This is a genomic window from Pseudomonas sp. Van50, from assembly GCF_055390755.1.
In genome coordinates this window covers 3,745,347-3,757,878 of record NZ_AP024343.1, presented here as the reverse complement: position 1 = coordinate 3,757,878, position 12,532 = coordinate 3,745,347, and the positions used below count along the sequence as shown (strand labels likewise).

The following is a 12,532-nucleotide window of genomic DNA, read 5'->3' as shown; positions in this document are numbered from 1 at the left end:
CCCCAAGGAAACCATGATGCAGATCGACAACAAGATTTTCCTCGTCAGCGGCGGTGCTTCCGGCCTCGGCGCGGCCACTGCTGACATGCTGGTCAAGGCCGGCGCCAAGGTGATGCTGGTGGACCTCAACGCCGACGCCGTGGCCGCCCAGGCGCAAAAGCTGGGTTGCCAGAGCGTGGTGGCCGATATCAGCAACGAAGCGGCGGCTGAAGCGGCAGTCAAGGCCACGGTCACGGCTTTCGGGGGTCTGAATGGCCTGGTGAATTGCGCCGGTATCGTGCGCGGCGAGAAAATTCTCGGCAAGAACGGCCCCCATGGGCTGGACAGCTTCAGCCAGGTGATCAACGTCAACCTGATCGGCAGCTTTAACCTGCTGCGCCTGGCGGCTGCGGCCATTGCCGAAACCGAGGCCAACGCCGACGGCGAACGTGGCGTGATCATCAACACTGCTTCGGTAGCGGCCTTCGACGGCCAGATCGGCCAGGCCGCCTACGCGGCCTCCAAAGGCGCCATCGCCAGCCTCACGTTGCCGGCCGCCCGTGAGCTGGCGCGTTTCGGTATCCGGGTGATGACCATTGCTCCGGGGATTTTCGAAACCCCGATGATGGCCGGCATGACGCCCGAGGTGCGGGATTCCCTGGCTGCCGGCGTACCGTTTCCACCTCGCCTTGGGAAACCTTCCGAGTACGCGGCGCTGGTCAGGCATATCATTGAGAACAGCATGCTCAACGGCGAGGTGATCCGTCTCGACGGCGCCTTGCGCATGGCAGCCAAATAAGTAAGGAGGATTCATGATGTCCAACGATCCTATTGTCATCGTCAGCGCGGTCCGTACCCCCATGGGCGGTTTCCAGGGCGAACTGAAAAGCCTCACCGCCCCACAACTCGGTGCCGCCGCTATCAAGGCCGCCGTGGAGCGGGCCGGTATCGCGCCGGGTGCGGTTGAAGAAGTGCTGTTCGGTTGCGTGCTCGCCGCTGGCCAGGGCCAGGCACCGGCACGTCAGGCCGCTCTGGGCGCCGGGCTCGACAAGTCGACCCGCTGCACCACGCTCAACAAGATGTGCGGTTCGGGCATGGAAGCGGCGATCCTGGCCCATGACATGCTCATCGCCGGGAGTGCCGAGGTGGTGGTGGCCGGCGGCATGGAGAGCATGTCCAACGCCCCGTACCTGCTGGACCGCGCCCGCGGCGGTTACCGCATGGGCCATGGCCGGGTGCTTGACCACATGTTCCTCGATGGCCTGGAAGACGCCTACGACAAAGGTCGGCTGATGGGCACCTTCGCCGAGGATTGCGCCGAGGCCAATGGCCTGGGGCGCGAGGCCCAGGACGCCTTCGCCATTGCGTCCACCACCCGCGCCCAGCAGGCGATCGAGGACGGCAGTTTCGACGCCGAGATCGTGCCGTTGCAGGTCATGGTCGGCAAGGAACAAGTGACCATTCGCCACGACGAGCAGCCACCCAAAGCGCGGATCGACAAGATTGCTTCGCTCAAGCCGGCGTTCCGCGAGGGCGGCACGGTGACGGCGGCCAACTCCAGCTCCATTTCCGATGGCGCCGCTGCCCTGGTGCTGATGCGCCAGAGCCAAGCGGTGCAGCGCGGGCTCAAGCCTTTGGCGGTGATCCATGGTCATGCCGCGTTCGCCGATACCCCGAGCCTGTTTCCCACCGCGCCGATTGGTGCCGTGAAGAAACTGATGCAAAAGACCGGTTGGACGCTGGATCAGGTCGACCTGTTCGAAGTCAACGAAGCCTTTGCCGTGGTGGGGCTGGTGACCATGGACAAGCTGGAAATCGCTCATGACAAGGTCAACGTTCACGGCGGCGCCTGTGCGCTGGGCCACCCGATTGGCGCGTCTGGCGCGCGGATCCTGGTGACCCTGCTGTCGGCCCTGCGCCAGAAAGGCTTGAAGCGCGGCGTCGCGGCCATTTGCATTGGCGGCGGCGAAGCCACGGCCATGGCCGTTGAATGCCTGTATTAAGGAACCACCATGCTCCCGACTGAAGAACAGACCCAAATCCGCGACATGGCCCGGCAGTTCGCCCAGGAGCGCCTGAAACCGTTCGCCGCCGAATGGGACCGCGAGCACCGTTTCCCCCGGGAAGCCATCGCTGAGATGGCCGAGCTGGGCTTTTTCGGCATGCTGGTGCCGGAACAGTGGGGCGGCTGTGACACCGGTTACCTGGCCTATGCGATGACCCTGGAGGAAATCGCCGCTGGCGATGGCGCCTGCTCGACCATCATGAGCGTGCACAACTCGGTGGGTTGCGTGCCGATCCTCAAGTTTGGCAACGATGAGCAGAAGGCGAAATTCCTCACGCCCCTGGCCAGCGGCGCAATGCTCGGCGCGTTTGCCCTGACCGAGCCCCAGGCCGGTTCGGACGCCAGCAGCCTGAAGACGCGGGCGCGCTTGGAGGGCGATCATTACGTGCTCAACGGTTGCAAGCAGTTCATCACCTCCGGGCAGAACGCCGGGGTGGTCATTGTGTTTGCGGTGACCGATCCGAGCGCCGGCAAGCGTGGCATCAGTGCGTTCATCGTGCCGACCGATTCGCCGGGTTACAGCGTGGCGCGGGTCGAAGACAAACTCGGCCAGCATGCGTCCGACACCTGCCAGATCCTTTTCGAGGAGGTGAAGGTGCCGATGGGCAATCGCCTGGGCGAGGAGGGTGAGGGCTACAAGATCGCCCTGGCGAACCTGGAAGGCGGACGGGTGGGCATCGCGGCGCAAGCGGTGGGCATGGCCCGCGCCGCGTTCGAAGCGGCCCGGGACTATGCCCGGGAGCGCTCCAGTTTCGGCAAGCCGATCATCGAGCACCAGGCCGTGGCGTTCCGCCTGGCCGACATGGCGACCCAGATCGCCGTGGCCCGGCAAATGGTGCACTACGCCGCCGCCCTGCGGGACAGCGGCCAGCCGGCGTTGGTGGAGGCGTCCATGGCCAAGCTGTTCGCTTCGGAAATGGCTGAAAAAGTCTGCTCCATGGCGTTGCAAACCCTGGGCGGTTACGGTTACCTCAACGACTTCCCGCTGGAGCGCATCTACCGCGACGTGCGGGTCTGCCAGATCTACGAAGGCACCAGCGACATTCAGCGCATGGTCATTTCGCGCAATCTTTGAACAGGAGTCCTGCATGAGCTATGAAACGATTTTATTGGAGATCAAGGACCGCGTCGGCCTGATCACCCTCAACCGTCCCCAGGCCTTGAACGCCTTGAATGCGCAGATCGTCAGCGAGCTGAACCAGGCGCTGGATAGCCTGGAGGCGGATCCGAAGATCGGCTGCATCGTGCTGACGGGCTCGAAAAAAGCCTTCGCCGCCGGTGCCGACATCAAGGAAATGGCCGAGCTGACCTACCCGCAGATCTATCTGGACGACCTGTTCAGCGACAGCGACCGTGTGGCCAACCGTCGCAAGCCGATCATCGCGGCGGTGAACGGTTTTGCCTTGGGCGGTGGCTGCGAGCTGGCGTTGATGTGCGACTTCATCCTGGCCGGCGACAATGCCAAGTTCGGCCAGCCGGAAATCAACCTCGGCGTACTGCCGGGCATGGGCGGCACCCAGCGCCTGACCCGGGCGGTGGGCAAGGCCAAGGCCATGGAAATGTGCCTGACCGGGCGCTTTATCGACGCGGTAGAAGCCGAGCGCTGCGGCATCGTTGCGCGGATCGTACCGGCCGATGAGCTGCTGGACGATGCGCTGAAAACCGCAGCGTTGATCGCCTCCAAGTCGGTGCCCATCAGCATGATGGTCAAGGAAAGCGTCAACCGCGCGTTTGAAGTCAGCCTGTCCGAAGGCGTACGTTTCGAGCGCCGGGTATTCCACGCGGCGTTCGCGACGCAGGATCAGAAAGAAGGCATGGCGGCATTCGTGGCCAAGCGCGCGGCGGAGTTTCAGGATAAGTAAGGCGGCGTTCCGACTGACGCCATCGCGAGCAAGCTCGCTCCCACAGTGGATTTGGGGTGTACGCGTCATCTGTGTACGCCATCAAACCCTGTGGGAGCGGGCTTGCCCGCGAAGACGCCGGCACATCCAGCATGGAAGTGACTGATCCACCGCCATCGCGAGCAAGCCCGCTCCCACACTGGATCTCAGGTGTACGCAGCATTTGCGTACGCCACCAGCCCCTGTGGGAGCGAGCTTGCTCGCGATGCTTTTCCTGCTGTTACACCAGGTAGTGCTTGAGTTCCCGGGCGATGACCATCCGCTGTATCTCGCTCGATCCTTCGTAGATCTGGGTGATCCGCGCATCGCGGTAATAGCGTTCTACCGGGTAATCCTCGAGGTACCCGTACCCACCGTGAATCTGTATGGCCGAGGAGCAGACTTTCTCGGCCATTTCCGAGGCAAACAGCTTGGCCTGGGAGGCTTCCGACAGGCATGGCTTGCCGGCGCTGCGCAGGCGGGCGGCGTGGAGGATGAGCAGGCGGGTGGCGTTGATGCGGGTGTGCATGTCCGCCAGCAGGTTGGCGATGCTCTGGTGCTCGATGATCGGCTTGTCGAACTGGACGCGATCGCGGGCGTAGGCGAGCGCCGCTTCGAATGCCGCGCGGGCAATACCCAAGGCTTGCGCCGCGATGCCGATGCGACCGCCTTCCAGGTTGGACAAAGCGATGGCCAGGCCTTTGCCACGCGCGCCCAGCAGGTTGGCCTCGGGGACGGTGCAATTGCTCAAGGTGACCGCGCAGGTGTCTGAAGCGCGGATGCCCATCTTGTGTTCGGTGCGATCGACGATGAACCCGGGCGTATCCGTGGGCACCAGGAACGCCGAAATGCCTTTTTTGCCCAGCTCCGGATCCGTCACCGCAAACACGATGGCCAATTTCGCTCGCTTGCCGTTGCTGACGAACTGCTTGGCGCCGTTGATGACCCACTGGCCATCGCGCAGTTCGGCCCGGGTGCGCAGATTGTGGGCTTCGGAACCGGCCTGGGGCTCGGTCAGGCAGAAGCAGCCAATGGCCTGGCCGCTGGCGAGCTCGGCCAGCCAGGTCTGTTTCTGTTCATCGGTGCCAAAATTCAGGACCGGCCCGCAACCCACCGAGTTGTGGATGCTCATCAGCGCCCCGGTGGCACCGTCGCCCGCGGAGATTTCCTCCACCGCCAGGGCATAGGCCACGTAATCGACGTAGGTGCCGCCCCATTCTTCCGGTACCACCATCCCCAACAGGCCCAGTTCACCCATCTTTGCCACCAGGCCGTCGTCGATCCAGCCGGCCTTTTCCCACGCCTGGGCATGGGGAGCGATTTCACCACGGGCGAAGTCCCGGGCCATGTCGCGGATCATCACTTGTTCTTCGGTCAGTTCGAGGTCGTGCATGGCTCAGTTCCCGTGGTCGTCGAAGCCGTCGAAGAAACTCGCCACATGGTCGGCGTCCAGCGCCTCCAGGGTCGGCGGGTTCCAGCGCGGGTTCTTGTCTTTGTCGATCAGCAAGGCGCGCACGCCTTCGATCAGGTCACCGCGTTCGAACCATTGCCGGTCCAGATGCAGTTCCAGGGCAAAACAGTCTTCCAGGCTCAAATGCCGACCGCGCCGCAGCATTTCCAGGGTCACGGCCATGGCCAGGGGCGAGCGACTCTCCAGCACGTCGGCGGTCTTCAGCGCCCATTCGTGGCTGTTGACGACGGTGACCTGGCGCAACTGCTCGACCATGCTTGGCACATCGGGCAGGGCAAAGAAATGGTCAATGGCCGGCCGCAAATCGGCCAGGGGGGGCGCAGGGAGTTGTTGCTGGCCGAGTTTGGCCAGCAGGCTTTGCAGGTCCTTGAGCGGCGTGTCGTGCCATTCCAGCCTATCGAGGCGCTCATCGAGCTGTTTGAGTTTGCGGCTGTCGAGATACCAGTCGGCCAACCCACAGTACAGCGCGTCGGCGGCACGGATCTGTACGCCGCTGACCCCCAGGTAGATCCCCAGCTCACCAGGAATGCGCGGCAGGAAATAACTGCCACCCACGTCCGGGAAATAGCCGATGGCGACTTCCGGCATGCCCAGGCGACTGCGTTCGGTCACGATCCGCAGGTCGGCGCCTTGCACCAGGCCCATGCCACCGCCCAGCACGAAGCCGTCCATCAAGGCGAGAATCGGTTTGCGGTAATGGTGGATCGTCAGGTCGAGGGCGTATTCCTCGACGAAGAAATCTTCATGCAGGGTGTCGCCCTGCTTGTGGCTGTCGTACAGCGAGCGGATGTCACCGCCGGCGCAGAAGGCTTTGTCGCCCGCGCCACGCAATACCACCGCACGAATGTGTGGGTCGAGTGCCCAAGTATCGAGTTGTTGCTGCAAGCTGCGCACCATGCCCAGGGTGAGGGCATTGAGGCCGGCGGGGCGGTTCAGGGTCAAGTGGCCAATGTGATTGCGAACGTCGACCAGCACCTCATTGGCCACGGTTTCCATGGTTTCCGCAGCTTGGGATGAAACCTGAGCTGTCATCGCTAACTCCCTGCTTTTATTGTTTTTTACGAATGGTGTCGCGCGTACCCGTTCAGATCGTACCAGTGCAAATTTGCCTTGCACAACCGGGATACGTGCAGGTCCTGTCTGCATATTTATAGCAGCCACAGGCTCAACCGCGACCGGAAAGCACCTCCGCGATGCTGCGGCGCCTGGCGTTTCGCTCGCTGGCCTGGATCAATTGTTCGAGATCTTGCGGGGTGACGTCGAAGAAGGCCTCCATTTCCGCCAGGGCCAATTTAAGGTCTTCGGCGGTGATGGCCTGGCGGTCGACGGGAGGGTGGTCAGCCGGTATGACGGCCGCCGGTTCGCTGGCGCGCTTGGGGTAGCGCACCCGCGTCAGGTTGTTGTAGGCCAGCGCACAGGCGAGCAACCCGGAGCCGGCCAACATGGCCGCGCCGACCGCCTGCCAGTCCAAGGCAACGATGGACGGATCCGCCAGCACCAAGGTCGCCGCCAGGGCGCCTGCCGGTGGGTGCAGGCAACGCAGCCAGCACATCAACACCAGCGCCATGCCGGCCGCCAGGCAGGCGCTGCCCAGCGTCCGCCCCAATACATGGGCCACCAGCAGTGCCACGACCGACGCACACAGGTAACCGCCGACAATCGACCAGGGCTGGGCGAGGGCACCCGAGGACACGGCAAACAACAACACGGCCGAAGCGCCGAGCGGGCCGATCAGGTGTTGCGCTACCTCAAGGCCAAAGACCTGGCCACATAGCCAGACACTGAACATCGTCCCCAGGGCCATGCCGAGGGCGGCGCGGCTCCATTCGGTGGGACGGGTATTGATAGCGGCGGGAAACCAGCGAGAAAGCATTTAGCGAGAATCCAAAAAACGAACAAAAAAAGGGGCTTACGGGAAAATCCCAGAAAGCCCTTTAAGTGTTCCAACAGTTGGGGGAGGAACGGTGCACAGTGTGCCGGTCACAACCCTTGCTTACAAATTCATATTAATGCTGGTTGAGTGCATTAATTTTGAGGTAACGGTCAGGCTCAAGCGCTTCTCGAGGCGGGGAACCACGTTTGCTGGGCAATGGGCAGGTTGCGTGACTGGCCGCGGCCCATGGGAAAATAGGTAAAGCCCTTGTCGGCCATGCGTTCGGGGTCGAACAGGTTGCGCCCGTCGAAAATCACCGGGGCCTTGAGTCGCTGCCGGATCAGCTCGAAGTCCGGCGCCTTGAAGGGCTGCCATTCGGTGCAGATGACCAGCGCGTCGGCTCCCGGCAACACCGATTCCGGCGTGCCCATCAGCATGAGTCGGGTTTCGTCTGGATAGAGCAGTTGCGTCTGCTGCATCGCCTCGGGGTCAAAGGCGCGGACACTGGCTCCCGCAGCCCAGAGCGACTCCAGCAGGGTACGGCTTGGAGCATCACGCATGTCGTCGGTGTTGGGTTTGAAGGCCAGGCCCCACAGCGCGAAGGTCTTGCCGCGCAGGTCGCCCTGGTAGAACGCGTTGATCCGCTCGAACAGCTTGTGTTTCTGCCGACCGTTGATGGCTTCCACCGCTTGCAGCAGGTCGCTGGAACAGTGCGCCTGCTCGGCGGTGTGGATCAGGGCGCGCATGTCCTTGGGGAAGCACGAGCCGCCGTAGCCGCATCCCGGGTAGATGAAGTGGTAACCGATGCGCGAGTCGGCACCGATGCCCAGGCGCACGGACTCGATGTCGGCCCCCAGGTGTTCGGCCAGTTCGGCGATCTGGTTGATAAAGCTGATCTTGGTCGCCAGCATGCCGTTGGCCGCGTATTTGGTCAGCTCGGCGCTGCGAAGGTCCATGAACAGGACCCGATCGTGATTGCGGTTGAACGGTGCGTACAGGTCGCGCATGGTTTCGCGCACTTCATCGCGCTCGCAGCCGATCACGATGCGATCCGGACGACGGCAATCGGCGACGGCCGAGCCTTCCTTGAGGAATTCGGGGTTGGAGACGATATCGAACTGCAGCAAGCGACTGGCCTTGAGCAGGCATTTGTCGATGTGCGCCCGCAGAACGTCACCGGTGCCCACCGGCACGGTGGACTTCTCAACCACGATGAGCGGTTGCTCGCGATAACGGGCGACAGCGTCGCCAACGGCCAGCACCTGGCTCAGGTCGGCACTGCCATCGTCCCGGGAGGGCGTACCCACGGCGATAAACAGTACCTGGCCGTGTTGCACGGCGAGCTGTTCGTCACAGGTGAAGTGCAAACGCCCGGCCTCCAGCCCTTCGCGCACCAGCGCGGCCAGGCCGGGTTCGAAAATACTCACCTGGCCTTGCCGAAGGCTGTCGACCTTGCGCTCGTCGATGTCCATGCACACCACGTCATGGCCCACCTCCGCCAACACGGCGGCTTGCACCAACCCTACGTAACCACTTCCGAATACACTGATCTTCATGGCGGATTCCCTGGATCATTCCGAGCGAGCGACATGCACAACCAGCGTTCGCCGCAGTGCGCTTGGTCCAGAATAAGTCGGGGATATTGCAGTTCACTTACAGTCCGCTGAAGTCTTGCCCCGCCAATCGGTACGCGGCTGGCAGTTGCGCGACAAACTCGCCGACCACCTCCCGGGTCAGGCTGACGATGTCTTCCACTCGCTCCATTCCGGCGCCGGTCCGCCAACTGGCGACAATGTCCATGACCGATGGCAGCGGCACGCCGTCCACCAAGGTCAATGTACCCTGGGCCAGTTCGCCGACCACCAGCGCCGCGGGCATGGCGCCGATACCAAAGCCGTCGCGAACCAGACGGGTGATGGCCGAGGCCGAGTTCACGCAGTTGATGCGTGGCGAGACGATGTTGGCCGAGTGCAGCAGGTTGAGGATGTCCTGGTGGGGCCGTGAGTTGCGTGAGAACGTTACGATGCGTTCCTGGGACAGTTCTTCCAGTGACCCATAGGCTCGGTCATAGGCGGAGCCGGTGCGCACCACCCAGTGCATCGGATAACGGGTCAGCAACGCATTGCGCACGCTGTCCAGGCGCAGGATGTCGGTCTGGAAAATGATGTCCTGGTAGCCTTTTTCCAGCTGTGAACAGAGGTTGCTCGCGGTATCGGCCGACAGTTCGATTTCCAGGGCCGGGTAGCATTCCATCAGGCGTGTCACCAAGGGACTAAGCCAAGTGTGGATCACCGTATCCATCGCGCCGATACGGATCCGGCCACGCACCTGGCGCGGATCCTTGATCACGGCTTTCATGCTTTGCAGGGTGTCCATGATGCGCTCGGCGTATTCCAGCACGCGCTGGCCTTCGGAGGTCAGCGACACCCCTTTGGAATCGCGCACGAACAGGCGCACGCCCATTTCATCTTCCAGGGCGGCGATCCGGCTGGAAATGGAGGCCTGGGTGGTGAATAGCTTTTCCGCGGTGAGGCGAAAGCTCTTCAGGCGGGCAACCCAGACGAAGGTTTCGAGAAACTTGATGTTCACTGGGGGCGGTTCCTTGGGACAGTCATGGGCGCATAGAAACAGTGGCGACGGGAGTAACCCCACCCGGTAGGAGCAAGGCTTGCCCGCGATGAAGATAACGCGGTCTCCCTAGGAACCGAGGCCTTTGCATCGCGAGCAAGCTTTGCTCCCACAGAGAAATCCCCTCGTCACAATTGCCTAGGCGGGCTTCATTTTCTTCACTGCTCCGGTATTAGCCAAGCAGCGGACTACCTCTAGCAATTCGTCCAAATCCGGCGCGTTATCAATAATCGCCTCGGGCCGGCACCATGGATAGTCCAACCTTGATACCCAGGCCATGATCATCGGCAGATCGGTCGCCGGCAGGGTCTTCATGTGTTCTATGGTGATGGTCAATCGCTTGACCCGTTGCGACTGCGGATCGAACTGCCAGTCATACAGGCCGCAACCGACACGCGCCTCGCCGCTGTTCTTGTCTGACATCGCCACCAGCCATTTGCACTGGAACGCCTCGGCGTTTGCCGGTGGAGGGGCGGCCAGGCAGAACGTGTAGACGTTTTCGAAGGTCTGGCCGAAGCGCCTGACCAGCACATCGCCAATGGCGGCACGGCCTTCAACGTGGTCGGGAAACGTGATGGCGCCGGTGTGCACGACCATGTCCAGGATGGCAGCCGCTGTAAAGGCCTGGTCCAGCAGGTGCGGGCGGTTGCCGTCCTTGGCACGGATGTACTGTTGAATCGAGAACTGAGCAGTATTCATCGTGTATCCCTTCAAGTCGCAAAGCAGCCTCGTTCGAGGCCTACAAATCACTGTTCCATAAGTCCGTCACCAGCATGCAACCCGGGGCGTGGGTGATGCACAGCGGTGGACGCGAGGCCTGGACCACCGATTGAGGTGTCACGCCGCAGGCCCAGAACACCGGGATCTCGTCCGCTTCCACCGGTACGGCATCGCCGTAGTCAGGCGTGTCCAGGGATTGAATGCCGATCAGTGACGGATCGCCGATGTGCACCGGGGCGCCGTGGACATTGGGCATGCGCCCGGTAATCTGGATCGCCTGGATGGCCGCGGCGGCTTTCATCGGCCGCATGGTCACCACCATCTTGCCAGACAGGCGGGCGGTGGGTCGCGTGTCGATGTTGGTCTGGAACATCGCGACATTGCGTCCCAGTTCAATGTGCCGCAAACGGATGCCGGCCTCCAGCAAGGGTTGTTCGAAGGAGAACGAACAACCGAGGGCGAAGGCCACCAGGTCGTCCTGCCACAGGTGTTCGATGTCCAGCGGCGACTCGCTCAACTCGCCGTGGCGATAGACCCGGTATTGAGGCACTTCATGACGGATATCGATGGCCGCGCCCAGGTTGCGGAAGAACGGATCCCCTGGCTCGGTCACGTCAAGCACCGGGCAGGCCTGGCGGTTGAGGGTGCAGTAGCGCAGGAATTCATTGGCCCAGTCGCCGGGCAGAATCACGATATTGGCTTGCACGCGACCCTGGCCCAGGCCGCTGGTATGGCCCTGGTACTGGCCGGCGGCGATGCTTTGGCGCAGGACGAGAGGTGTGCATTGCTGCAGTTGTTCGAAGGACGTCATCACGGGTTCTCCAAGTGTTCGTTCGCTACTTTGAGAACAGCGTGGTGAGGACGTCCAACAAGGAATATTGGTACCCCGCGACAACTAAAAGTTATTCGAGAGGCGCCTGGCTGTTCAGGCCGGGGCGGCCACCATGCGCAACGGCCCGACATCGACGGCGTACTGGCTGACCACCTGGCGGCTCATCTGGACGATGTTCTCGATCAACTCCAGGCCGACGCCAGCGCGCCAGGACGCAACGACGTCCAGTTGGGGCAGGGCGGTACCGGGTTCGAGCGGGATCAATTCGCCGCTGGCCAGGGGCTTGGCCACCAGCGCTGCCGGCAAGGCGCCAATGCCGAAACCGTCACGAATCAGCCGGGTCATGGCCGAGACCGAATTGACACAACTGACCCGCGGCGCGCTCACGCCATGGGCGTACAGCAGGTTGAGCACGTCCTGATGCGGTCGCGAATGCTTGACGAAGGTGATGATGCGCTCGCTGGCCATCTCCGCCAACGACCCATAGGGTCGGGCATAGATCGACTGGCTGGCGGCGATCCAATGCATGGGGTAGTGCCCCAGTTCCAGATTGCGCACGCTTTCGTGGCGCACCAGATCGGTCTGGAACACGATGTCCAGGTAGCCTTTCTGCAATTGCTCACAGAGGTTGCGTGCGGCATCGGCGGTGATTTCGATTTCCACGGCGGGAAAGGCCTGCATCAGCATCGACATCAATGGGCTGAGCCAGGTGTGGATCACCGTATCCATCACGCCGATGCGCACCAGGCCTTGCTGGGGGCTGCTGGTGTCCAGTGATTGCTTCAGCGCCCGTTGGACGTCGAGCATCTGTTGCGCGTAGTCGAGCACCTTGAGGCCTTCGGGTGTCAGCGAGACCCCGCGCGAATCCCGCACGAACAGGCGCAGGCCCAGTTCCTCTTCCAGTGACGCGATCCGGCTGGAGATCGCCGCCTGGGTGCTGAACATCTTCTCGGCGGTGAGGCTGAAGCTTTGCAGCCGGGCGACCCAGACGAAGGTTTCGAGGAATTTGAGGTTCATGAAGGCTCTCTGGGGACGTGTGGTTCTTATTTGATTGCAATTGTTACTCCAGATCGGGCCATCGGAC

12 protein-coding genes are annotated in these 12,532 nt (G+C 62.5%); 4 read left to right on the top strand and 8 right to left on the bottom strand.

Going from position 1 to position 12,532, the window contains the following annotated elements:
- Positions 1–16: 16 nt before the first annotated feature.
- Genes ACZ5M5_RS15835 through ACZ5M5_RS15820 form a run of 4 tightly spaced genes read left to right on the top strand, consistent with a single transcriptional unit; the run spans position 17 to position 3,906 of the window.
- A complete protein-coding gene (locus ACZ5M5_RS15835; protein ID WP_103308719.1) occupies positions 17–778 on the top strand; it encodes an SDR family NAD(P)-dependent oxidoreductase in 762 nt (253 codons plus the stop codon).
- Positions 779–794: 16 nt separating this feature from the next.
- The gene (locus ACZ5M5_RS15830; protein ID WP_060743213.1) at positions 795–1,982 is read left to right on the top strand and encodes an acetyl-CoA C-acyltransferase; all 1,188 of its coding nucleotides are present in this window, start codon (positions 795–797) and stop codon (positions 1,980–1,982) included.
- Positions 1,983–1,991: 9 nt separating this feature from the next.
- Positions 1,992–3,119: an acyl-CoA dehydrogenase gene (locus ACZ5M5_RS15825; protein ID WP_103308720.1), complete on the top strand. Its 1,128-nt coding sequence runs from the start codon at positions 1,992–1,994 to the stop codon at positions 3,117–3,119.
- Between the two features lie 13 nt (positions 3,120–3,132).
- Positions 3,133–3,906 (top strand): enoyl-CoA hydratase, encoded by a 774-nt coding sequence (locus tag ACZ5M5_RS15820; RefSeq protein WP_024617255.1) that lies wholly within the window; start codon positions 3,133–3,135, stop codon positions 3,904–3,906.
- 259 nt (positions 3,907–4,165) lie between these two features.
- On the opposite strand, the gene ACZ5M5_RS15815 is transcribed toward ACZ5M5_RS15820, so the two are convergent.
- The 8 genes from ACZ5M5_RS15815 to ACZ5M5_RS15780 all read right to left on the bottom strand — a co-directional run bounded on the left by ACZ5M5_RS15815 (position 4,166) and on the right by ACZ5M5_RS15780 (position 12,465).
- Entirely contained in the window at positions 4,166–5,317 is a 1,152-nt protein-coding gene (locus ACZ5M5_RS15815; protein WP_092164474.1) for an acyl-CoA dehydrogenase family protein, read from the bottom strand.
- A gap of 3 nt (positions 5,318–5,320) precedes the next feature.
- Positions 5,321–6,427 (bottom strand): enoyl-CoA hydratase/isomerase family protein, encoded by a 1,107-nt coding sequence (locus ACZ5M5_RS15810; RefSeq protein WP_464737588.1) that lies wholly within the window; start codon positions 6,425–6,427, stop codon positions 5,321–5,323.
- 133 nt (positions 6,428–6,560) lie between these two features.
- Positions 6,561–7,268: an HPP family protein gene (locus tag ACZ5M5_RS15805; protein WP_060742295.1), complete on the bottom strand. Its 708-nt coding sequence runs from the start codon at positions 7,266–7,268 to the stop codon at positions 6,561–6,563.
- 176 nt (positions 7,269–7,444) lie between these two features.
- Positions 7,445–8,824: a UDP-glucose dehydrogenase family protein gene (locus ACZ5M5_RS15800; RefSeq protein WP_464737587.1), complete on the bottom strand. Its 1,380-nt coding sequence runs from the start codon at positions 8,822–8,824 to the stop codon at positions 7,445–7,447.
- A 97-nt stretch (positions 8,825–8,921) separates the two neighbouring features.
- Positions 8,922–9,857: a LysR family transcriptional regulator gene (locus ACZ5M5_RS15795; RefSeq protein ID WP_464737586.1), complete on the bottom strand. Its 936-nt coding sequence runs from the start codon at positions 9,855–9,857 to the stop codon at positions 8,922–8,924.
- Positions 9,858–10,034: 177 nt separating this feature from the next.
- The gene (locus ACZ5M5_RS15790; RefSeq protein WP_103308724.1) at positions 10,035–10,595 is read right to left on the bottom strand and encodes a hypothetical protein; all 561 of its coding nucleotides are present in this window, start codon (positions 10,593–10,595) and stop codon (positions 10,035–10,037) included.
- Positions 10,596–10,635: 40 nt separating this feature from the next.
- Positions 10,636–11,427 carry a putative hydro-lyase gene (locus ACZ5M5_RS15785; RefSeq protein ID WP_060742299.1) on the bottom strand — a complete coding sequence of 264 codons (792 nt, stop codon included), beginning with the start codon at positions 11,425–11,427 and terminating at the stop codon, positions 10,636–10,638.
- Positions 11,428–11,541: 114 nt separating this feature from the next.
- Complete coding sequence (locus tag ACZ5M5_RS15780; RefSeq protein WP_464737585.1) at positions 11,542–12,465, bottom strand: LysR family transcriptional regulator; 924 nt, start codon at positions 12,463–12,465, stop codon at positions 11,542–11,544.
- Positions 12,466–12,532 lie beyond the last annotated feature (67 nt).

Excerpts from the sequence above, each read along its gene's own strand:
- ACZ5M5_RS15785 (WP_060742299.1), bottom strand. The coding sequence starts at position 11,427 with ATGACGTCCTTCGAACAACTGCAGCAATGCACACCTCTCGTCCTGCGC.
- ACZ5M5_RS15830 (WP_060743213.1), top strand. The coding sequence starts at position 795 with ATGTCCAACGATCCTATTGTCATCGTCAGCGCGGTCCGTACCCCCATG.
- ACZ5M5_RS15820 (WP_024617255.1), top strand. The coding sequence starts at position 3,133 with ATGAGCTATGAAACGATTTTATTGGAGATCAAGGACCGCGTCGGCCTG.
- ACZ5M5_RS15835 (WP_103308719.1), top strand. The coding sequence starts at position 17 with ATGCAGATCGACAACAAGATTTTCCTCGTCAGCGGCGGTGCTTCCGGC.
- ACZ5M5_RS15790 (WP_103308724.1), bottom strand. The coding sequence starts at position 10,595 with ATGAATACTGCTCAGTTCTCGATTCAACAGTACATCCGTGCCAAGGAC.
- ACZ5M5_RS15805 (WP_060742295.1), bottom strand. The coding sequence starts at position 7,268 with ATGCTTTCTCGCTGGTTTCCCGCCGCTATCAATACCCGTCCCACCGAA.
- ACZ5M5_RS15780 (WP_464737585.1), bottom strand. The coding sequence starts at position 12,465 with ATGAACCTCAAATTCCTCGAAACCTTCGTCTGGGTCGCCCGGCTGCAA.
- ACZ5M5_RS15800 (WP_464737587.1), bottom strand. The coding sequence starts at position 8,824 with ATGAAGATCAGTGTATTCGGAAGTGGTTACGTAGGGTTGGTGCAAGCC.
- ACZ5M5_RS15825 (WP_103308720.1), top strand. The coding sequence starts at position 1,992 with ATGCTCCCGACTGAAGAACAGACCCAAATCCGCGACATGGCCCGGCAG.
- ACZ5M5_RS15810 (WP_464737588.1), bottom strand. The coding sequence starts at position 6,427 with ATGACAGCTCAGGTTTCATCCCAAGCTGCGGAAACCATGGAAACCGTG.
- ACZ5M5_RS15815 (WP_092164474.1), bottom strand. The coding sequence starts at position 5,317 with ATGCACGACCTCGAACTGACCGAAGAACAAGTGATGATCCGCGACATG.